The organism is Paenibacillus dendritiformis (genome assembly GCF_021654795.1).
Classification (GTDB): Bacteria; Bacillota; Bacilli; order Paenibacillales; family Paenibacillaceae; genus Paenibacillus_B.
The window spans coordinates 3492895-3514464 of sequence record NZ_AP025344.1 but is presented as its reverse complement, the minus strand read 5'-3'; the positions used below and the strand labels follow the sequence as shown (position 1 = coordinate 3514464).

Annotated in this window: 17 protein-coding genes; 13 read left to right on the top strand and 4 right to left on the bottom strand. The window is 56.8% G+C overall.

Annotated features, from left to right (window positions below; all coding sequences use genetic code 11):
* The first annotated feature begins 178 nt into the window (after positions 1–178).
* On the top strand, positions 179–676 hold the full coding sequence (locus L6439_RS15435) for a low molecular weight protein-tyrosine-phosphatase (RefSeq protein WP_168182898.1): 498 nt from the start codon (positions 179–181) through the stop codon (positions 674–676).
* 66 nt (positions 677–742) lie between these two features.
* Here L6439_RS15435 and L6439_RS15430 read toward each other — a convergent pair whose 3' ends face one another.
* Positions 743–1471, bottom strand: coding sequence for an alpha/beta hydrolase (locus tag L6439_RS15430; protein ID WP_213468308.1), 729 nt, complete (start codon positions 1469–1471; stop codon positions 743–745).
* A 318-nt stretch (positions 1472–1789) separates the two neighbouring features.
* On the opposite strand from L6439_RS15430, the gene pdhA reads away from it, so the two are divergent.
* The 8 genes from pdhA to hutI all read left to right on the top strand — a co-directional run bounded on the left by pdhA (position 1790) and on the right by hutI (position 12424).
* Positions 1790–2857, top strand: coding sequence for a pyruvate dehydrogenase (acetyl-transferring) E1 component subunit alpha (gene pdhA / locus L6439_RS15425; protein ID WP_168182900.1), 1068 nt, complete (start codon positions 1790–1792; stop codon positions 2855–2857).
* 127 nt (positions 2858–2984) lie between these two features.
* A complete protein-coding gene (locus tag L6439_RS15420) occupies positions 2985–3962 on the top strand; it encodes an alpha-ketoacid dehydrogenase subunit beta (protein WP_168182901.1) in 978 nt (325 codons plus the stop codon).
* Between the two features lie 35 nt (positions 3963–3997).
* Positions 3998–5263, top strand: a complete 1266-nt coding sequence (locus L6439_RS15415) for a dihydrolipoamide acetyltransferase family protein (RefSeq protein ID WP_168182902.1) — start codon at positions 3998–4000, stop codon at positions 5261–5263.
* 6 nt (positions 5264–5269) lie between these two features.
* A complete protein-coding gene (lpdA, locus tag L6439_RS15410) occupies positions 5270–6688 on the top strand; it encodes a dihydrolipoyl dehydrogenase (protein WP_168182903.1) in 1419 nt (472 codons plus the stop codon).
* Between the two features lie 439 nt (positions 6689–7127).
* Positions 7128–8681, top strand: a complete 1554-nt coding sequence (gene hutH, locus L6439_RS15405; RefSeq protein WP_213468309.1) for a histidine ammonia-lyase — start codon at positions 7128–7130, stop codon at positions 8679–8681.
* 117 nt (positions 8682–8798) lie between these two features.
* Positions 8799–9275 (top strand): histidine utilization transcription antiterminator HutP, encoded by a 477-nt coding sequence (gene hutP / locus L6439_RS15400; RefSeq protein ID WP_374043126.1) that lies wholly within the window; start codon positions 8799–8801, stop codon positions 9273–9275.
* 155 nt (positions 9276–9430) lie between these two features.
* A complete protein-coding gene (gene hutU, locus L6439_RS15395; RefSeq protein ID WP_213468310.1) occupies positions 9431–11095 on the top strand; it encodes a urocanate hydratase in 1665 nt (554 codons plus the stop codon).
* A gap of 54 nt (positions 11096–11149) precedes the next feature.
* Positions 11150–12424 (top strand): imidazolonepropionase, encoded by a 1275-nt coding sequence (gene hutI, locus L6439_RS15390; protein ID WP_213468311.1) that lies wholly within the window; start codon positions 11150–11152, stop codon positions 12422–12424.
* Here hutI and L6439_RS15385 read toward each other — a convergent pair.
* Positions 12411–13943 carry an NAD(P)H-hydrate dehydratase gene (locus tag L6439_RS15385; RefSeq protein WP_213468433.1) on the bottom strand — a complete coding sequence of 511 codons (1533 nt, stop codon included), beginning with the start codon at positions 13941–13943 and terminating at the stop codon, positions 12411–12413. The two genes, hutI and L6439_RS15385, sit on opposite strands and share 14 nt — an antisense overlap.
* 211 nt (positions 13944–14154) lie before the next feature.
* On the opposite strand from L6439_RS15385, the gene thyA reads away from it, so the two are divergent.
* The 4 genes from thyA (at position 14155) to L6439_RS15365 (ending at position 19622) form a co-directional block, all read left to right on the top strand.
* Positions 14155–14949, top strand: a complete 795-nt coding sequence (gene thyA, locus L6439_RS15380; RefSeq protein ID WP_168180609.1) for a thymidylate synthase — start codon at positions 14155–14157, stop codon at positions 14947–14949.
* A gap of 104 nt (positions 14950–15053) precedes the next feature.
* Positions 15054–15542, top strand: coding sequence for a dihydrofolate reductase (locus tag L6439_RS15375; RefSeq protein WP_168180610.1), 489 nt, complete (start codon positions 15054–15056; stop codon positions 15540–15542).
* A gap of 212 nt (positions 15543–15754) precedes the next feature.
* Positions 15755–17248, top strand: a complete 1494-nt coding sequence (locus L6439_RS15370) for a glutamate synthase subunit beta (protein WP_168180611.1) — start codon at positions 15755–15757, stop codon at positions 17246–17248.
* An 88-nt stretch (positions 17249–17336) separates the two neighbouring features.
* Positions 17337–19622, top strand: coding sequence for a DNA topoisomerase 3 (locus L6439_RS15365; protein ID WP_213468312.1), 2286 nt, complete (start codon positions 17337–17339; stop codon positions 19620–19622).
* Positions 19623–19739: 117 nt separating this feature from the next.
* Here L6439_RS15365 and L6439_RS15360 read toward each other — a convergent pair whose 3' ends face one another.
* Positions 19740–20489 (bottom strand): HAD family hydrolase, encoded by a 750-nt coding sequence (locus L6439_RS15360; RefSeq protein ID WP_213468313.1) that lies wholly within the window; start codon positions 20487–20489, stop codon positions 19740–19742.
* Between the two features lie 65 nt (positions 20490–20554).
* Positions 20555–21466: an ArsR/SmtB family transcription factor gene (locus tag L6439_RS15355; RefSeq protein ID WP_168180614.1), complete on the bottom strand. Its 912-nt coding sequence runs from the start codon at positions 21464–21466 to the stop codon at positions 20555–20557.
* Positions 21467–21570: the final 104 nt, after the last annotated feature.

Below are 21570 nucleotides of genomic sequence, written 5' to 3'. Positions count from 1 at the left end.
AGCGCAGAAAGTCCCGAATTAAAGATGATGTATGCGTACTAAGTATATCCGATTGTCGCCGCGAGACCAATCCCTAACCGGCCTTCCTGGAACCCGGGCTTGTTATTTGTTGTCGAGATAGGTATATTTACAGGTGAAGAGCCCTAACCCAACCGAAGCTGAAAGGAGGTGCACCGCAGTGGTGAACGTATTGTTCGTCTGTCTCGGCAACATTTGCCGTTCACCGATGGCAGAGGCGCTATTTCGACACGAGGTGAAGAGAGCGGGTCTGGAGCACGCGATTGCCGTCGATTCCGCAGGTACGGGAGATTGGCATATCGGCCAGCCGCCTCACCAAGGCACGCGAGCGATACTGGATGAGCGCCGCGTTTCATATGAAGGCATGCTGGGCAGACAAGTAAGACCTGATGATTTCAATGAGTTTACATATATTGTATGCATGGACAGAAGCAATGAACAGAATGTATTGGCTTGGGAAGGGGCCGAAGCAAGACGGGCGCAAGTGATGCGCTTTATGACGCTGCTCCCGGAGGAACAGGCTGAAGACGTGCCTGATCCGTACTATACCGGCAATTTTGATGAAGTATACCGGCTGATTCAGGCGGGCTGTGTCCGGCTGCTGGACAAGATCGTCCGGGAACAGGGTCTGGATCAGGGCCGATCAACGCAAAAGTAGTGACATACCGTTCTGTATGCCACTACTTTTTTAGGTGTCCTTTTTTGACGATACAGGTCAAGGGGACTATTGAAGGAAAAAGCGGAGCGCATCCGGGATATGCTGCTGCCAGAAGCCCCACTGATGCTGGCCGTCATGCTCGCTGTACTGGATATGGGCGCCTCTGCCCTCCAGGAGCTGCTTCGCCGACCGGTTCAAAGCGACAAAATCGAACACGCCCCGGTCCGTCTTGAAAGCGGTCTCCTGCAGTCCGACGATCATGAACAAATGCAGCCAGGACAGGTCCGGCTCTTGGGCTATCAGCTCCTGCGAATAGGGATAGTATGCACCCGACAGCGAGATGACTTGGCGGAAGCGTTCCGGATGGCGCAGCGCCAGATGCAGGGAGACCGTTCCGCCCAGCGAGTCGCCCGCCAGCACGGTCTCGGTCCAATCGGTCCGCACCGGATAATGCTGCTCGATGAAGGGAACAATCTCTTCGACGAACGCGCGGGTATATGATTCGAACCGTTCTCCGTCCGGGGAATATTCAGATGTACGTATTTTTTTGTCCACGTCTACGCCGACGATAATGAAAGGCTCCATATCCTCTTCTATACTGAGCTTGTTCGCATAGGTCGCGATGCGGCCGAAGTTGAAGAAGTCTTCGCCATCCTGGCAGTAGACGACCGGATAGCTCAGCATCTCCTGGTAGCCTGGCGGCAGATACACGCGAACATGGCGATCGGCGCTCAGCAGGCTGCTTGGAATGACATGCTTGTGGATCGTTCGTTTGAGAATGGATGAATCGGACATCACTTACACCGCCTTGTGCAAAATTTAGCTTTTATTGGTGAATAATATCTCTGATTGGCCAACAATGTCCTACTAGAAATACAGCGATCCGCTCGCTGAGGAAATAGACGTCGCGTCCCTAAGGCAAAGGACCGCCTTGTGCTTAAGTTCACAATTTTGTAACAGCCTGTTATAGTGAAAAACTAGACCTGTTATAACAACACCATAACAAAATGTTCACTTTTTTCGCGTTTTCTTTTGACCAATCGAGTAAAACAGGTGTATAATCATTCTATAACAGCTAAACAAAATCTTCAAACTTTTATTGAGGTGAAAACAATGAGCAAGTATCCATTTGAAGTTCAGACGGAAGATGTTCAGCCATTGTCCGTCTTGTCTCCAGAAGGAGAAATCGTGAACCCGGATCTCATGCCGGAGCTTACCGACGAACAATTGAAGGAAATCATGTACCGCATGGTGTTCACGCGGACATGGGACGAGCGTGCCATCAACTTGGGCCGCCAAGGCCGCCTCGGCTTCTACGCGCCGGTATCCGGTCAAGAAGCTTCCATGGTAGGCAGCGTGTACCCGCTGGAGAAGGAAGACTTCGTCGTGCCGGCGTACCGCGACATGCCGCAAATCGTATGGCATGGATTGCCATTGTACCAAGCTTTCCTGTATTCCCGCGGACATCAGCATGGCGGACAAATTCCGGAAGGCGTCAACGTATTAATGCCGCAAATCATCATCGGCGCGCAAATCCTGCACGCGATGGGGATTGCAAAAGGCTTCAAGTTGAAAAAACAACCTAACGTAGCCATTACTTATACCGGCGACGGCGGATCTTCCGAGGGCGACTTCTATGAAGGCCTTAACTTCGCTGGCGCGTACAACCTGCCGGTTATTTTCTTCGTACAGAACAACGGTTATGCAATTACGACGCCGTTCACGAAGCAGACGGCAGCGAAATCGATCGCTCACAAAGCGGTAGCGGCGGGAATTCACGGCATGCAGGTTGACGGCATGGACGTGCTCGCGGTCATCAAAGCGGTGCAAATCGCGGCAGAACGCGGACGCAAGGGAGAAGGCGCAACGCTGATCGAGTCCTTGACATACCGTTTCCGTCCTCACTCCATGGCCGACGACACCACCAAATACCGCACGAAAGACGAAGAAGCGGAATGGGCAATCAAAGATCCGATCGTGCGCTTCGGCAAATATTTGGAGAAAAAGGGTCTGTGGACAGAAGAAGATACGGCCCGCGTGAAGGACGAAGCGAAAGCGAAAGTGAACGAAGAAATCAAGCGTGCGGAAAAAACGGAAAAAATGACGGTTGCCGGTCTGATCGACAGCATGTTCGAGACGACGCCGAAATATTTGGAAGAGCAAAAAGCCGATTTTCAATAAATAGCAGAACGACATTGAACCGGGTAAGCAGACATGACATCCGGTTATCGATAGAAGTCAGTAATCGCATGACAATGCGAACCAGACCGAATCAGGCAGTGTGATAACGTAAGGAGGATACGATGCAATGGCACAAATGAATATGAAAGAAGCAATTCGCGACGCAATGCGCGTGGAATTGAAGCGGGATCCGAACGTGTTGGTATTTGGGGAAGACGTCGGCCATGTCGGCGGCGTGTTCCGCGCTACGGAAGGTCTGCAGAAAGAGTTTGGCGACGAGCGCGTCTTCGATACGCCGCTGGCTGAATCCGCAATCGGCGGGATGGCTGTCGGCCTCGGCATCCAAGGCTTCCGTCCTATCGCGGAAATTCAGTTTGTCGGCTTCATCTATGAAGCCCTTGACCAAATTTGCGTTCAAGCCGCGCGCATGCGTTACCGTTCCGGCGGACGCTACAACGCCCCAATCGTATTCCGTACGCCGTTCGGCGGCGGGGTAAAAGCGGCTGAGCTGCATACGGACTCGCTGGAAGGCTTGCTCGTGCAGACACCGGGTATTAAAGTGGTTGTTCCTTCGAATCCATATGATGCGAAAGGATTGCTGATCTCGGCGATCCGCGACAACGATCCTGTATTCTTTATGGAACACTTGAACCTGTACCATGCTTACCGCGAAGAGGTGCCTGAAGAAGACTACACGGTTCCGCTCGGCGAAGCGAAGGTTGTTCGCGAGGGCAAGGACGTTACGATCATCGCTTACGGCTTGATGGTTCATACGGCGATGAAAGCGGCGGCCGAACTGGAGAAGGAAGGCATTCAAGCGGAAATCATCGACCTGCGTACGCTGATTCCATTGGATATCGATACAATCGTGGCTTCGATCAAGAAAACGAACCGCGCCATCGTCGTTCAAGAGGCGCAAAAAACTTCCGGCGTCGCTGCGGAAGTCATTGCGCAAATCAATGAAAAGGCGATTCTTCATCTGGAAGCGCCAGTGCTGCGCGTCACCGGTCCGGACACCGTTTATCCGTTTGCCCAAATCGAGGATACTTGGCTTCCTACACCGGCCCGCATCGTAGCCGGCGTCAAAAAAGTATTGGACTTCTAAGTTAGAACCGAACAGATTTGAAGGAGGTTGTTCTTGTGGCTAAATTTGAATATCGCTTCCCAGAGCTGGGGGAAGGGCTGCATGAAGGCGAAATTATTAAAATGCACATCAAACCGGGTGACAAAGTTACCGACGACGACATCATCATGGAAGTACAGAACGATAAAGCCGTCGTTGAAGTGCCTTGTCCGGTAAACGGTACGGTGCTGGAAGTGCTGGCGAAGGATGGCCAAGTATGCCATATGGGCGAAGTCGTGGCCATCATCGACGCAGAAGGGGATATTCCGGAACAAGCGGAGCCGGCCGAAGAGGCTAAGGAAGAACCGGCAGCAGCGCCTGCGGCGGAAGCTCCAAAAGCGGAAGGCACGGCTGCGGCGCCTAACCACGAAGTGCTGGCTACGCCAAGCGTGCGCAAGCTGGCGCGCGAAATGGGCGTCAACATCGGCGAAGTGCCTCCAACCGGCAAAAACGGCAAAGTTACGCGCGAAGATGTGGAAGCATTCGCCAATGGCGGAGCGCCAGCCGCGAAGGCGGAAGCGCCTCAAGCCGCTGCCGAAGCGAAAGCGGCGCCTGCCGCTCCAGCCGCTACCGGCCGCGAAGCCGAAGAAGAGCGCGTGCCGTTCAAGGGCATCCGCAAAGCCATCTCCAATGCGATGGTCAAATCGGCTTACACGGCGCCGCATGTTACGATCATGGACGAAGTGGACGTTACGGAGCTGGTTGCATTCCGTACCCGCTTGAAGCCAATGATGGAGAAGAAAGGCACGAAAGTAACCTACCTTCCGTTCATCGTCAAAGCGCTCGTTGCGGCTTGCCGTCAGTTCCCGGCCATGAACGCGATGATCGACGAAGCGAACAACGAGATTGTGTACAAAAAGTATTACAATATCGGTATCGCTACCGACACGGACAACGGTCTGATCGTTCCGGTTATCAATGATGCGGATCGCCGCAGCATCTGGATGATCGCCGACAGCATCAAGGATCTGGCTGCCCGCGGACGCGAAGGCAAGCTCGGCCCGAACGAATTGAAAGGCAGCACGATCACGATTACGAACATCGGATCCGCAGGCGGCATGTTCTTCACTCCAATCATCAACTTCCCGGAAGTTGCGATTTTGGGTACCGGCCGGATTACGGAAAAGCCTGTCGTGAAGAACGGCGAAATCGTGGCAGCGCCAGTCATGGCCTTGTCTCTCAGCTTCGACCACCGTCTGATCGACGGCGCAACGGCTCAAAACTTTATGAACTATATCAAGCAGCTGCTTGCTAATCCAGAGCTGCTTGTCATGGAGGTGTAACCGGACATGGTAGTAGGAGACGCATCTTTGAACATTGATACTCTGGTTATTGGAGCAGGCCCGGGCGGTTATGTGGCAGCGATTCGTGCTGCCCAACTCGGCCAAAGCGTGCTTATCGTAGATAAATCGGCTGTCGGCGGCGTGTGTCTGAACCGCGGCTGCATTCCTTCCAAAGCCTTGATCAGCGCAGCGCATCAATATGAAGTCACTCAGCATGCTTCCGCCATCGGCATCACGGCTGAAAATGTAAAAGTCGACTTCAAAAAAGTGCAAGAATTCAAGGGCGGCGTCGTGAAAAAACTGACCGGCGGCGTTAGCGGCTTGCTGAAGGCGAACAAGGTGCAGGTGTTCAACGGCGAGTGCATGTTCATCAACGAAAATGAAGCGCGGGTATTCAACGACCAGGAAGCGCCGCGCTATAAGTTCAAAAACTGCATCATCGCAACGGGCTCCCGTCCAATCGAATTGAAGGCTTTCCCGTTCGGCGGACGCATTCTATCCTCGACGGAAGCTCTCGAGCTTCAAGAAATTCCGAAGTCGATGATCGTCATCGGCGGCGGATACATCGGCGCGGAGCTTGGCCAAATGTACTCCAAGTTCGGCACGAAAGTAACGATTATCGAGGGCGCGGACATGGTGCTGCCAGGCTTCGATAAAGATATGACGCAGCTTGTCGCGAAAAACATGAAGAAATCCAATGTGGAAATCTTCACGGGCGCGAAAGCGGAGAGCGCAACGCAAACGGATAAAGACGTTACCGTCAAATTCACCGTAAAAGGCGAAACCAAAGAAGTTACTGCGGAATACCTGCTTGTAACGGTTGGCCGCCGCCCGAACACCGATGGCGAGCTTGGTCTCGACATGATCGGCGTCAAAATGACCGATCGCGGCTTGGTCGAAGTCGACCACCAAGGACGCACAAGCATTCCTCACATCTTCGCAATTGGCGATATCGTTGCCGGTCCAGCTCTGGCGCATAAAGCTTCTTACGAAGGCAAGGTTGCGGCGGAAGCCATCGCGGGCATGCCTAGCGTGGTTGACTACAAGTGCATCCCAGCCGTATGCTTCACCGATCCGGAGTGCGCAAGCGTAGGCTTGTCTGAATCGGAAGCGAAGGAAAAAGGCTACAACGTCAAGGCCGGCAAATTCCCATATGCGGGGAACGGACGCGCGCTGTCCCTCGGCGGCAACGCGGAAGGCTTCGTGAAGATCGTGGCTGACGCGGATACGGGCGTCGTGCTCGGTTCCCAAATCGTCGGCGCGGAAGCATCCAACCTGATCGCGGAAATGGGCTTGGCTGTAGAAATGGCGGCAACGCTGGAAGACCTGGCGCTGACGATCCATGCTCACCCAACGCTTGGCGAAATCGTGATGGAAGCGGCGGAAGTCGTGCTTGGACATCCGATCCACACGGTAGCGAAGTAAGAGTGACGTTGTAATTTGTTCATCATGCAGTACTCCTGCTCCAGGAGCGTTCTGTATTCTTTCTGTTACGGTTCTATTCGATAAACATTTTCTTTGTGCCCTCGCAGCGTGATGCTGCGGGGGATTTTTTTAGGAGGAGCTCAAGAGATTACTTTCCCCGTACCGCAACTCGTTATTGACTAACCATCTCCAACGTTGTAAATTAAATGTAAGCTCGATATAGTCATTAGTGAATAGAATGTAGCTTTGAATGAGGGAAGAAGCGGGTTTCCTTATCGAACTGCATTCTTTTTGTTTTTAAAGGTAGTTCACATGCAGATTTGGGTCTTTAACCAGTAGGCGGAAACGAGTGTCATAACAGGATGGAGCAATGGCGTTTAGCGATTAGTCATTAGAAGCCGCTACCGTTACTACTATTTTTAGTAAAGCAGGTGCGGAAATGCAGATAGCGGAACAAAAGGAAGATCATCACGCCGTGTTCGTGGGCGGCGGGACATTAACGATCGGGGAAGTCGTTCAGGTCGCCCGCTTCCATGCCCGAGTGGAGCTGCGCGAAGAGAGCATTCGCGGCATGGCGAAGAGCAGGGCTTATGTGGAAACGCTGCTCCGGGAGAAAAAAGTGGTGTACGGCTTGACAACCGGCTTCGGGAAGTTTTGCGATACGTATATTTCCGGCGAGGATGTCACTGCGCTGCAATTGAATCTGATTCGAAGCCACGCGTGCGGGATTGGCGAGCCGTTCTCGATTGAAATCGCGCGGGCGATGATGCTGCTTCGTGTCAATGCGCTCGCGCTTGGCTACTCCGGCATCCGTCCGGAAGTAGTTCAATTGATGGTTAACATGCTGAACGAAGGGGTGACGCCGGTCATCCCGGAAAAAGGCTCGCTCGGCGCAAGCGGAGATTTGGCGCCGCTATCCCATTTGGCGCTCGTGCTCGTCGGCGAAGGCGAAGCTTATTATCAGGGCAGGCGGATGCCGGGCGGACAGGCGATGCAGCTTGCCGGGCTTGTTCCCGTCACGCTCGAGGCGAAGGAAGGGCTTGCCCTCATCAACGGGACGCAGGCGATGACGGCGGCAGGCGCGTTGGCTTGCCACGATGCCATGAATCTGGCGAACTGGGCCGACTGCGCGCTTGCATTGACTTGTGAAGCGCTCTTCGCCGTCCGGGACGCCTTCGATCCGTTGACTCACCTCATTCGCCCGCATCGAGGACAGCGGCAAACCGCCGAAAATGTTATTCGATTGACCTCCGGAAGCACCTTCATAACAAGCCAGGGGGAGCGGAGGGTGCAGGATGCCTATTCCTTGCGCTGCGCGCCGCAGGTTCACGGGGCAAGCCGGGATGCGCTGGCCTATATTGCGGGCAAGCTGGAGATTGAAATGAATTCGGCAACGGATAATCCTCTTATTTTCGTGGAGGAGGAGCGGGTGATCTCGGGCGGGAATTTCCATGGGCAGCCGATTGCCCTGGTGATGGACCACTTGTCCATCAGCGCGGCGGAACTGGCCAATATTTCCGAACGTCGTATCGAAAGGCTGGTCAACCCTCACTTGAATGAGCACCTGCCGCCTTTTCTGACGAATAAGGGGGGGCTTCAATCCGGCTTCATGATCGCGCAGTATGCAGCCGCGTCCGTCGTGTCCGAGAATAAGGCGCTTGCTCATCCGGCCAGCGTCGATTCCATACCGTCCTCGGGCAACCAAGAGGACCATGTCAGCATGGGAACCATCGCCGCCCGCAAAGCGAAGCAGATCGTTGAGAACGCTTACGCCGTGCTTGCCATTGAGCTGCTGTGCGGGGCGCAAGCGGCTGATTTCCGCGGCCCGCGGGGGCTTGGGCTCGGGACCAAATGGCTGTATGACCAATGCCGTCAGCTTGTCCCTGCCGTCGAGACGGATCGCGTGCTTGCCGATGATTTTCAGAAGGTGGCGGATTGGATGAGGGGGACGGATGCCGCCGCGAGCATTGCGGACGTAGTCAAGCTTCAATAGGAGGACATGGAATCAAGTTCATGCAGCGCTCCATTTCTTTAACTGGCCCAAGTTTGGTAGTAGATGGGCACCATTTTTTCAAAATACGGGGCTATTGATCAAGAAGGGAGGTTGGCTATGAGTAACGTGAATGAAGGAGAGCGGTTCGACTGCGGCAATTATACGATGGGCAAGCTGACCTCGCTGTTGGTCATGCTGCATAACGAAGAAGCGGGCGCCGACATTGAGCAGGAAATGAAAAAGAGAGGCTACCGCTATACGATCGGCAAGGTTGGCGCCATGGAACTGGTCAAAGTCGTGACCGCGATAGAAACGAGCGCTAAATCGAATAAGGTAATCGACCCGAACTCGTATCGGGAAGTTCATTCCTTATATCATGCCATCATCGAAGCGCTGCAGGGGATTGGAAGAGGAACGGTTCAATTCGGGGATATTTTGCGAACGGTTGGCTTAACGTTTTGCATTGCGAGAGGGACCGTCGACATTTCGGGGTATTCCGAGGAATGGTTAAGCGTCTGCGTGTACGGCACGATTGGCGCTCCGAAAAAAGGATTTGAGCACGATGTGCTCGGGTTCGGATATAACCATATATAAGGCAGCGTCATCTTGCGGCGTCACCTCGATAACATGCAGCTTGGGCGCACGCTGGGGGATAGTCAGTCAGACGCTTTTCAATCGACTACGTTTTTAAGACAGGGAAGCGGGCTTTGCTATGTTTTGTCAATCCGATTATAAAGGAGTGGCTAGTTGTGAAGCAAACGACCAAGCGTATCATCAGAGCGGAACATGGAACGGTACTGACGGCGAAAGGCTGGCAGCAGGAAGCGGTCCTGCGGATGCTTATGAACAATCTGGATCCCGACGTGGCCGAACGGCCGGACGATCTGGTCGTCTATGGCGGCATCGGCAAGGCGGCAAGGAATTGGGAATGCTTCGACAAAATCGTGGAATGTCTGACGAATCTGGAAGCGGATGAAACGCTGCTTGTGCAATCAGGCAAGCCGGTCGGCGTGTTCCGGACGCACACGCATGCGCCGCGGGTTCTCATCTCCAACTCGGTGATCGTGCCGGCCTATGCCAATTGGGATACATTCCACGAGCTGGATAAGCAGGGATTGATGATGTACGGGCAAATGACGGCCGGAAGCTGGATTTATATCGGGACGCAGGGCATTCTGCAAGGAACGTATGAGACGTTCGCCGAGGCGGCCCGCCAGCATAGAGGAGGCACGCTGAGAGGAACGCTGACCTTAACGGCCGGACTCGGCGGCATGGGAGGTGCCCAGCCGCTCGCCGTAACGATGAACGAGGGCGTCATGATTGGAGTGGAGGTCGATCCGTCCCGGATCCAGCGGAGAATCGATACGAAATATTGCGATATCATGGTTCGCGATCTGGATGAGGCGTTGAAGCTGGCGGAGGCTGCGATGGCGGAGGGAAGAGCGCTCTCGATCGGCTTGGTGGGCAATGCGGCGGAGGTGTTCCCGGAATTGGTGCGGCGGGGGATTCGACCCGATTTCGTCACCGATCAGACGTCGGCTCACGATCCGCTTAACGGCTATGTGCCGGCAGGCTATTCACTGGAAGCGGCAGCCGACCTGCGTGCGGCCGATCCGGCGCAATATGTGAAGTTGTCCAAAAAGTCGATGGCGGTTCACGTCCAGGCCATGCTCGATCTCCAGAAGATGGGCGCGATTGTCTTCGATTACGGCAATAATATCCGCCAAGCGGCCTTCGATGAAGGGGTGAAGGAAGCGTTTCAGTTCCCAGGCTTCGTTCCGGCCTATATTCGGCCGCTCTTCTGCGAGGGGAAGGGTCCGTTCCGCTGGGCGGCCTTGTCCGGCAATCCGGATGATATTTATAAGACGGATGAGCTTGTCTTGAAGCTGTTCCCGGAAAATACCCATCTGTGCAAGTGGATCAAGATGGCCAGGGAGAAGGTCGCTTTCCAGGGCTTGCCGGCCCGCATTTGCTGGCTCGGCTATGGAGAACGGGCCAAGATGGGCTTGGCCATCAACGAGATGGTGCGCAATGGAGATATTTCCGCGCCCATCGTCATCGGCCGGGATCATCTGGACTGCGGGTCCGTCGCTTCGCCGAACCGCGAGACGGAAGCGATGAAGGACGGCAGCGATGCGGTCGCCGACTGGGCGATATTGAACGCCCTGGTGAATACGGCTTCCGGCGCGAGCTGGGTATCCGTTCATCACGGCGGCGGCGTCGGCATGGGATATTCCCTGCATGCGGGCATGGTCGTCGTCGCGGACGGTTCAGCCGAAGCGGACGAGAAGCTGTCCCGCGTCTTGAATACAGACCCGGGCATGGGCATTATCCGTCATGCCGACGCCGGTTATGAGCTTGCGATTCAGACGGCGAAGAATCTTGGAGTCCGCGTGCCGATGCTGGGCATATAACGATGACGCGCAGCAAGCCCGGCCGGGCTTGCTGCTTTCGAGAGGGGGAGCAGGATGGAACGGAATGGTATCGACCTGTTGATCCATAACATTGGAACGCTCATCACCATGCAAGGAAGCCGGGGACCGCGCACGGGCCGTGACATGTCAGAAGTGGGCGCCGTGCGCGGTGGCGCTGTCGCGATCCGGGATGGCATCATCGTGGCGGCTGGACCGGAAGACGAGGTGATGGCGCATATCGCCGGCCTGCCGATCATGCGCATGCATGACGCTCAGGGGTTGCTGGTAACGCCGGGTCTTATTGACCCGCACACCCACCTCGTTCACGGCGGATCCCGCGAGCATGAGCTGGCGCTGAAGCTGAAAGGCATGTCCTATTTGGAAATATTGGCTCAGGGCGGCGGAATTTTGAGCACGGTTCGAGCCACCCGCCAGGCGACGGAAGAGGAACTGTACGCCAAGGCGAAGGCGAGCCTGGATATGATGCTGTCCTTCGGGGTGACGACGGCGGAAGCGAAGAGCGGCTACGGGCTGACGCTGGAAGACGAATTGAAGCAGCTCCGGGTCGCTGACCGGTTGAACCGGGAGCATCCCGTTGATTTGGTATCCACGTTTATGGGAGCCCATGTGGTGCCGGAAGAATATAAAGGCCGCTCCGGAGACTTTGTGAAGGTGGTTATCGAACAGATGCTGCCGGAGGTAAAGCGGCAAGGGCTGGCCGAATTTTGCGATGTGTTCTGCGAGCAAGGCGTCTTTTCCGTGGAAGAATCGGAACAAATTCTGCTTGCCGCCAAGGAACTGGGCTTCGGCCTCAAAATTCATGCGGATGAAATCGAGCCGATTGGAGGCGCGCAGTTGGCCGGCAAGCTGGGCTGCATCTCCGCCGAGCATCTGATTGCCGCCTCGGATGAAGGCTTGGAAGCGATGCGGCAGGCGGGCGTCGTGGCCGTCTGTCTGCCTGCCACTTCCTTCAACCTGCGGCTGACGCATCATGCCCGGGCCCGCGCCATGATCGAGAGGGGGCTCGCGGTAGCCCTGTCCACGGATTATAATCCGGGAAGCTCTCCTACGGAATCCATCCAGCTTGTCATGACCTTGGGCTGTCTGAACTTGGGCATGACCCCCGAGGAAGTGCTGACGGCCGTGACCATCAATGCGGCTCATGCCATCGGAAGAGCCGATACCGCAGGGAGCCTGGAAGCCGGCAAGCAGGCGGACCTCGTTATTTTCAAGGCCGATAACCTGGCCTACTTGCCGTATCATTTCGGAATCAATCATGTTCATACCGTGTTCAAACGGGGGAACGTCGTCGTGTCTACAGGAAGCTGATGATATCCCCGGCGATCAGCGAGCCGGGGAAGGAACGGCTTGCGGCGGCGCGGTCGCCGGCCAGGCCGTGAAGATAGACGCCGAGGGCCGCGGCGAGGCCGGCGTCGCAGCCTTGCGCGAGCAGGCCGGCGATCAGGCCTGCCAGCGCATCGCCCGCACCTCCGGCCGCCATTCCCGGGTTGCCGGACGCGTTCACGTACACGTCCCCGGCGGGGGTGGCGGTTACGGTGCGGGCGCCCTTCAGCACGAGCGTCACGCCGTGCTGGACGGCATAACGGCGCGCCAGGCCGATGCGGTCGCGCTGCACTTCGCGCGCGTCGAGGCCCGTCAGGCGCGCCATCTCGCCCGGATGCGGCGTCAGGATCGCGGCCCCGTCCCGCTGCGGCCATGCATCGAGGCCGCCCGCCTCCGCGATCATGTTGAGCGCATCCGCATCGGCGACGAGCGGGCATGGCGCGCCCGCCCAGATCTCGCGCAGCCAGGCGCCGTCGCCGGGGAAGCGGCCCAGGCCCGGGCCGATCGCCAGCGCCTTCTTGCCGGCGGCGAGCCGCAGCACCGCCTCGGGCGGCACGGCCGCCCAATCGCCGCGCCCGCCGTCGGGCATGCCGTGCAGCATCGCTTCCGGAAGCCGCCCGATCATCGGCTCCAGCAGCCGTTCCGGCAGCGCCCAGCTCACCAGTCCGGCTCCGGAACGGAGCGCCGCGGCGGAGGCCAGCAGTCCGGCGCCGCTATATTGCCGGGATCCGGCCGCCACCAGCACATGGCCATACGTGCCCTTATGCGTATCCGCCTTGCGATTCAGCGGGAGCGTCAGCCCGAAGCGCCGCAGGAATAACGCTTCATTGGTCCAAAAGGTCCGAATATTTTCCTTCTCCGCCAATTCTTCCGGGATGCCGATCAAGCGGACGACGACGCGTCCTGCCTGTTCCGCCCCCGGATATTGCGTCAGCCCGCGCTTGAGAAAGGCGAGGGCTACGGTCCGTTCCGCATGAATGCATGGATCATGCGCCTCTCCCGTATCCGCATCGATTCCGCTCGGAATATCGATGGCGACGATCGGAAGGCCGCTCGCGTTCGCTTCCCGGATTAACGAGGCGTACGGCTCCCGTGGAGCCCCGGCCGTTCCCGTGCCGAGGAGCGCATCGATAATCCCCGCATACTCCTCCCACCGGATGCAGTCCTTCCCATAGACGGAAGCAGCGATGCCCAGCCTGGCCGCAATATCGCGCTGCATCCCGGCGCCGGATGTCAGCTTCGCCGGATCCAGGGCATACAGCAGCTCGGCTGCCACGCCCATTTCCTTGAGATGACGCGCCGCGACGATGCCGTCGCCGCCGTTGTTGCCTTTGCCGACGAGGACCAGCCATGGCTTGTTCGTTCCCGGCTCCGATGACAGCTTGGCAACCTCCTCCGCAACGGCCCGGCCCGCATTTTCCATAAGCACCGCCGCTGGAATGCCGATGGTATGTATGGCGTACTCATCGAGAGCGCGCATTTCTGCCGAAGTTACGATATGCATGAACCTCACCTTTTCTGATTTCTTCAAAATCAATTTCTTCCATTATATCATTTCAGCGCCTGTCTTCCTTGCCTCATCCCCCCTATGGTTCTCCCTATTTTGATCAACTTCGAACCGAGTTTTGATTTCGCGAACTGGATTGCCGACGTTATGAGGGGATGGTACACTATGAAGGATACACATCAGCACGGTAGAAAGAGAGTGGTTGAAAATGAAGTCATATCTGGCGTTATTGCAGGACATTTTGGATCACGGGGTGAAAAAGGAGGATCGGACCGGAACAGGCACCTTGTCCGTGTTCGGGCGTCAGCTTCGCTTCGATCTGGCCGAAGGCTTTCCGCTTGTCACGACGAAGCGGCTGCATCTGAGATCGATCGTTCATGAATTGCTCTGGTTTTTGAGCGGAGAAACGAATATTCGTTATTTGAAGGAAAACGGGGTCCGCATCTGGGACGAATGGGCGGATGAGCATGGCGACCTGGGTCCGGTATACGGATCGCAGTGGCGCGCCTGGGAGACCAAGGACGGACGGACGATCGACCAGATTGCGAACGTGATCGAGCAGATTAAGACGAATCCGGATTCGCGCCGGCTGCTGGTCTCTGCCTGGAATGTCGGCGAGATCGATCAGATGAAGCTGCCGCCATGTCATTACTCGTTCCAATTTTATGTCGCCGGCGGCAAGCTGAGCTGCCTGCTTAACATGCGTTCGGTGGATACGTTCCTCGGACTGCCGTTCAACATTGCCAGCTATTCGCTGCTTACGCATATGGTGGCCCAGCAATGCGATCTGGAGGTTGGAGAATTCATCTGGAGCGGCGGCGACGTTCACATTTATTCGAACCATATGGAGCAGGTGAAGACCCAGTTGGAGCGGGAGCCGCTGCCGCTTCCGAAGCTGGTCATCAAGCGCAAGCCGGATACGATCTTCGATTACCGGTTCGACGATTTCGAATTCGTGGACTACCAGCATCATCCGACGATTAAGGCGACGGTTGCGGTATAGGCTTTGAACAGCAGCTCAAGACGCGAATGACGACGGGGACTATAGAAGATAGTATCGGGAGCCTTTATTATGGAATAAAAGAGACAGAAGGGAGACGCACCGCGATGCCGGTAACGATGATCTGGGCGATGGACAAGCGCCGTCTTATTGGCAAGGACAACGGGATGCCATGGCGGCTGCCGAGCGATATGGCTTATTTCAAGGCGATGACGCAGGGGAAGACGGTCGTCATGGGGCGCAAGACGTATGAGTCGCTGGGGAAGGCGCTGCCGAACCGGCGCAATATTGTGCTGACCCGCAACCCGGATTGGACCGTGCCCGATGCGGAAGTCATGCATCATATCGGGTCCGTGCTGCCGCTGGCGGCGGAGGAGGAAATGATGGTGATGGGCGGCGCCCAAATATACCGCGAGTTCCTTCCTTATGCGGACAAGCTGCTGGTGACGCGGATCGACGCCGAATTCGAGGGGGACGAATATTTTCCGGCTTATGACGAGTCGCTCTGGGAACTGGCGGGGGAGGCCGAGGGACCGGTCGACGAGAAGAACCGGTATCCGCACCGTTTTCAGACCTACGTTCGGAAGGAAGCGTGACGCGAGACCAGCTCAGCGAGCGGGCAGTGACCATTTCCATATGTATTGAAATGCAAATCATTCGTGATCGACTCCATATGTTCCGGGACAGCGTTTAAGGTACGATCATTGGCACACACATGCCGGAACGTCCGATGTCCGGACATGTCATCAATCGGCACAATTGCGAAAAAGGCTTCGCGATTGCTACGCGAACGGATGGAGGAGTCAGCATGTCAACGCCGAACGGATTTATGGAATATTCTCGACAAATACAAGCGGAACGGGACCCGGCTGAACGGGTGCTGGATTGGAAGGAATTCCATCTTCGCTTGTCCGAAGAGGAACTGCGGACCCAGGCGTCCCGCTGCATGGATTGCGGCACGCCCTACTGCCATACGGGGATGGAGCTGGCGTCCGGCACCTCCGGCTGCCCGGTGAACAATCTGATTCCGGAGTGGAATCATCTCGTGTACCGCGGGCTATGGCGGGAAGCGCTCGAACGGCTTCAGGCCACGAATAACTTCCCCGAATTTACGGGAAGGGTTTGTCCGGCGCCATGCGAAGGGTCGTGTACGGTAGGGCTCATCGGCGAGCCGGTCACGATCAAGTCCATCGAGGAAGAGATTATCGAACGCGGCTTCCGCGAAGGCTGGGTGACGGCGAAGCCTCCGCAGCGCCGGTCCGGCAAGCGGGTCGCGGTCGTCGGATCGGGACCGGCGGGATTGGCCTGCGCGGATGAGCTCAATCAGGCCGGGCATTCCGTCACGGTATACGAGCGTGACGATCGGATCGGGGGTCTGCTTACGTACGGCATTCCGACGATGAAGCTGGACAAGGAAGTGGTGGATCGGCGGGTGCGGCTGCTCGCCGAGGAAGGGATCCGCTTCGTGACGAATATCGAGATCGGAACCGATATTCCGGCCCGCGAGCTGGTCGAGCAGTATGATGCCGTCGTGCTGTGCGCCGGGGCGACGAAGCCGCGCGAGTTCGTCATCGAAGGCAGCCAACTCGAAGGCATTCACTATGCGATGGACTATTTGAACGGAACGATTAAGAGTTATCTGAACTCCGGCCTGGAGGACGGCAGCTACCTGTCGGCGGCAGGCAAGGATGTCATCGTCATCGGCGGCGGCGACACGGGGACCGACTGCGTAGCGACCGCGCTGCGCCACGGCTGCCGCAGCATTACGCAATTCGGCACGCGTCCACAGGCTCCGGCCGTGCGCGACGAGGCCGCCAATCCTTGGCCGCAGTTCCCGAATGTGTATACGCTCGATTATGCGCACCAGGAAGCGAAGGCCTTGTACGGACGCGATCCGCGCGAATTTTCCATCATGACGACGCGCTTCGTCGGCGATGGGGAAGGGCGCGTGAAGGAGCTGCACACGGTTGAGATTGAGCGGATCGTCGACGAGCAGGGACGGAAGACGTATCGGCCAATCCCGGGAACGGAGCGGGTCTATCCGGCGCAGCTCGTGATTATCGCGGTCGGCTTCGACGGACCGGAGGCGACGCTCATCGATCAGCTCGAGCTGGATACGGATCGGCATACCAATGTGAAGGCGGTCAGAGGCAAATACGGGACGAAAATCAGCAATGTCTTTGCCGCCGGAGATATGCGGCGCGGACAGAGCTTGGTCGTCTGGGCCATCCACGAGGGACGGGAAGCCGCCCGCGAAGTGAACAGGTATCTCGCGGATCACTTGTCATCCTGCCCGGAATGAGGAATAATAAAGAGAAGAGAACGCTGCAAGAAGCTGCGCTATCCATAGCGCGGCTTTCTGTCGTTCGCCAGAGAGACGGGGGGAGCAGATGAAGACGCTGATTATTGCGGAGAAGCCGGATATGGGACGGAATATCGCTGCCGCCATAGAACCGAAGGCGAGAAATCACCGTTCCTATCTGGAAGGGGACACCTATATCATTACATGGGCAATCGGGCATTTGGTCGGACTCGCCGAGCCGGAAGCTTATGATATGAAGTATAAGAAATGGAATATCAACGACCTTCCGATTATACCCGGCGACTTCAAGCTGATCGCATACCGCAAGACGAAGGATCAACTGAAGGTCATCGCAGAGCTGGCCAAGCGCAGCAATCTGCTGGTCAACGCTTGCGACGCCGGAAGGGAAGGACAATATATCTTTTCGCTCATCCAGCGTTATTTGAAATTAAAGCATCCGGTGAAGCGGCTCTGGATATCCGATCTGACCCCGGAGACGATTCGGCGGGGCTTCGCCGAGCTGAAGGACGGATCGGAGTATGATAATCTGACCAAGGCGGCAAGCGCCCGGAGCGAAGCGGATTGGCTGATAGGGATGAACGGGTCTCGCGCCTTCACGACGAAGCATAACGTTCTGCTGTCCGTAGGCCGAGTGCAGACGCCTGTGCTCGCGCTTATTTATGAGCGGCAGAAGCAGATTGAAGCCTTTACTTCGTTGAAATATTTCGAGGTCGAAGGCCATTTCTCGCAAGGGGATGGCACATACCAGGGTCTATGGCAGGGCGAGCGGATCACCGACCGGGCGCGGGCCGAGGCCTTGGCGGCGAAGGTGCAGGGGAAGACGGGACGGATCGCCTCCTACCAAGCGAAGGAGACGAAGGAATATCCTTTCCGTCTGTATGATCTGACCTTGCTGCAGCGGGAAGCGAACAGCCGCTACGGGTTCTCGGCGAAGAAAACGTTGGATATCGCCCAGTCGCTGTACGAGAAGCATAAGGTCATCTCATATCCGCGGACGAATTCGAACTATGTGACGGAACAGAATATTCCGGAGATGCACAAAGCGCTGTCCGTGCTCCAGGGGACGGCATATGACGAGTGGGCGAAGGGAGCGAACCGGGCTCTCGTTCATAAAGGGAACAAATACATATGCAATCCGGCCAAGGTCGAGGATCACCATGCGATTCTGCCGACCCAGCGGAAGGCCTCGGGTCTGTCTCCCGATGAACAGAAGCTGTACGATCTTATCGTGCGCCGCTTCCTCTCCCAGTTCTATCCGGCCGCGGAATACAAGGTCCATACGGTCATGACGGAGGTCGAACGAGAGACCTTCAAAACCTCGGTCAAAGAGCTGCTCCATATCGGCTGGAAAGCCATCTACGCCGATCTGAAGAAGGAGAAGCCCAAGTCCGGCAGAGGGAAGAGCAAGGAGGAAGAAGCGGAAGAGATCGAGGTCGAGGAGCCGTTCCGGGTCAATCCCGACGAGGCGGCTCATTGTGTCCGCGCCGTGGTCAAGGATAAGGAAACCCAGCCGCCCAAGCCCTATACGGAGGGCACGCTGCTCAAGGCGATGGAGAGCGCGGGCAAGCAGATTGAAGACGAGGAGCTGCGCGATGCGATGAAGGATTCCGGTCTGGGCACGCCGGCCACTCGGGCCGCCACGATCGAGCGTCTCAAAAAAGTGGGCTATATCGAGATGAAGGGCAAGACGATCCAGGTGACCCAAAAAGGCCGCACGGCGGTCGAGCTTATCCGGGCGGCAGGCATTGATCTGTTGACATCGCCGGAGATGACCGGGCAATGGGAGCGGCGGCTGACGGAAATTTCCCGGGGCGCGGCTTCCGATGTTCAATTTATGGAAAATGTCAAAAAATTCGCAACGATGATTGTAGACAAAGTAAGGCTGCAGGCGCGGGCGGCGAAGAACTCCTTCGAGAGCGCCGAACCGAAGCAGAAGAGCTCGCGCCGGCGCAAGAGCGCAGCCGGACAAGCGTCCGAGGCGGCGCATTCCGCGCAGGGCCGTCCGGCAGCGGCCGGGAGCCGCCCATCTTCCAAGCGGAGCGCCGCGGTCAAGACGGCGGATACGCAGCGGGGCGAGGGGCCGTCCATTGTCGGGACTTGTCCGCGCCCCGGATGCGGAGGCGTCATATTTATGGGGCGCAAAGGGTATGGCTGCTCGAATTACAAGCAGGGCTGCGGCTTCGTCATCTGGAAGGAAAGCTTCGGCCGCAAGCTTACCGATACGCAGGTGAGGGCGCTGATCGAGAAGGGCAAGACCGCGAGGATGAAGCTGGTCCTGCCGGACGGCTCCGAGACGCAAGCCCGCATCGTTCTGGCGAGCGCGGAGACCGGGAAGTTAACGGCAGAGGCATAGGCATAGCCTGGGGAGTCATGCGGCATGCGCAGGCGGGACGAGGGCGATCATGCCGAGCGATGGGAGGGTAATGCAACTATAACAGAAGGCCGGCTCTCTCGAAGCCGGCCTGTCCTCTTACCGCGGGGTCAATATCCAGTTGCGAATGACGCGAGGCACGTCAGTCAATTGCTCGATGGTCTCAAAAGCGCCGTTCGGCTCGGCATCGATATCGACAATGTTAAATGCCCATTCGTTCGCCTGCTTCAAGTAAATGGCATTCAGGCCGCTCCGCAGGGCGGGAATCACGTCGGTTCGCAGCGAATTGCCGATCATCCAGGTGCTCTCGGCCGGGAAGCCTTGTTCCCGCACGATGGAGGACAGCGCGTCCGCTGTCTTATGCCGGCGAATGAATATCCGATCTCCGAAATAGTCGGACAGCTTCATTTGCGCGATTTTGCGCTCTTGAATCACTTGTTCCCCGCCGGTATACAGGAAGAGTTCATGCCCGTCATCCCGCAGCCGATCGAGCGTCTCGATCATGCCGGGATAAGGCTCGATCTCGAATTCGTAGACGCTCATCCCCAGCTTCCAGAGCAGCTCGGACTCGTCGGCGGACGAGGCTCGTCCGGTCAACGCAGTGAAGTGATCGTAGGTCTGGATGAACGAGCGAGGGAAATGCTCGCTCTGAAAGCCGTTGTCCTGCACGCCGGCAATATCGATGCGGACCTGCACCGCGCGGATATCCTCGGCCGGCAGCTTCCACGGCGCGAACCACGTCATCATCGTATCGAGAAATTGTTGGATGACGATGTCAAAATATTTGTTGCAATGGACGAGCGTATCGTCCAGATCGAATAATATCGTCTGTCTCGGCATCACGGTCATGCCGAACCACCTCCTTGACGCTATCAGAGCCGCAACAGCGCAAGAGGCTGCAATCAGGCTTGTTGTCATGAATGTATGTAGGCCTCGAGAAAAGCGGATAAATCCGCAAGCCCTTCCGGCCGCAGCGCGATCCGCTGCACCTTGCCGTTCCAGTACGTCCGGATATAGCCCGCGGAGCGCAGGACCGCCAGATGATGCTTGAGCGCCCCCGTCGACAGCGGTATATACTCCTGGATCTCCTCGAATGTATACGGCTTCTGTCCGACCAGACGCAAGATGCGCAGCCGCTTCTCGTCAGCCAATGCTTCGGTCATGCGGCGCAGGTTGTGCGACGGAATCATCAGATCCGGTTCCGGCTTGTCCACCGGGTAGAGGACGAGAATCCGTCTTCGGAACGTACAGTTATTATTAATCGGACGATAGTGCCACATCGGGGCAAGAATCACTTCGTCAACCGACTCGTGCTCCGGAATGACGACGCCGTTCGTGGCCAGCTCGATGAGATCCTGAGGCTGTATTTTGTCCAACAACCGCCGCTTCTCTTCCGCGTCATGCAGAAGTATCGGTTCCCATTCCGGGAGCGAGCGACGGATATAGTGTTCATACCAGAATCGGAGCGCCGGAACATACAGCTCCAGGCAGCGTTCCAGCCGGAAGGAGTGCAGGCGCAGCCCATTCTCTTGTCTGACCCTGTCCCACTCGTCCGGTGTCAGCCGTTCCAGCTGCTCGAGATAGGAAGGAATATCGTTATGGTTCCGCTCCAGCGCCAGCGCGTAGAGCATGTCGAAGTCGCTTAACGAATGCTTCCGCATCTTCTCGCTGTACGCATTCCACTGCGGAGGGAGCTGCTGCTCGATGCCGCGCGCCCATTCCATTCCGTTCTCTACGTTGCGGATCCACTTCCGGTGAACGAACAACATAAAGCTTCCAATAAGTTCATATACCGATGAGTAGTCGATACGAACATGGTAGGTCATGCCTTACGGAGCCCCCTTGGATAACATTGCGTTACTCTATCATTATGAATTGTGTTGCATCCTATTGTCTACTATAATGTTGAAATGTTGGTGTCAAATGAAGC

Bases quoted from the DNA above. Each gene is read 5' to 3' on its own strand.
- L6439_RS15430 (WP_213468308.1), bottom strand. From the start codon at position 1,471: ATGTCCGATTCATCCATTCTCAAACGAACGATCCACAAGCATGTCATT.
- pdhA (WP_168182900.1), top strand. From the start codon at position 1,790: ATGAGCAAGTATCCATTTGAAGTTCAGACGGAAGATGTTCAGCCATTG.
- L6439_RS15420 (WP_168182901.1), top strand. From the start codon at position 2,985: ATGGCACAAATGAATATGAAAGAAGCAATTCGCGACGCAATGCGCGTG.
- lpdA (WP_168182903.1), top strand. From the start codon at position 5,270: ATGGTAGTAGGAGACGCATCTTTGAACATTGATACTCTGGTTATTGGA.
- hutH (WP_213468309.1), top strand. From the start codon at position 7,128: ATGCAGATAGCGGAACAAAAGGAAGATCATCACGCCGTGTTCGTGGGC.
- hutP (WP_374043126.1), top strand. From the start codon at position 8,799: ATGAGTAACGTGAATGAAGGAGAGCGGTTCGACTGCGGCAATTATACG.
- hutI (WP_213468311.1), top strand. From the start codon at position 11,150: ATGGAACGGAATGGTATCGACCTGTTGATCCATAACATTGGAACGCTC.
- L6439_RS15385 (WP_213468433.1), bottom strand. From the start codon at position 13,943: ATGCATATCGTAACTTCGGCAGAAATGCGCGCTCTCGATGAGTACGCC.
- thyA (WP_168180609.1), top strand. From the start codon at position 14,155: ATGAAGTCATATCTGGCGTTATTGCAGGACATTTTGGATCACGGGGTG.
- L6439_RS15375 (WP_168180610.1), top strand. From the start codon at position 15,054: ATGCCGGTAACGATGATCTGGGCGATGGACAAGCGCCGTCTTATTGGC.
- L6439_RS15370 (WP_168180611.1), top strand. From the start codon at position 15,755: ATGTCAACGCCGAACGGATTTATGGAATATTCTCGACAAATACAAGCG.
- L6439_RS15365 (WP_213468312.1), top strand. From the start codon at position 17,337: ATGAAGACGCTGATTATTGCGGAGAAGCCGGATATGGGACGGAATATC.
- L6439_RS15360 (WP_213468313.1), bottom strand. From the start codon at position 20,489: ATGACCGTGATGCCGAGACAGACGATATTATTCGATCTGGACGATACG.
- L6439_RS15355 (WP_168180614.1), bottom strand. From the start codon at position 21,466: ATGACCTACCATGTTCGTATCGACTACTCATCGGTATATGAACTTATT.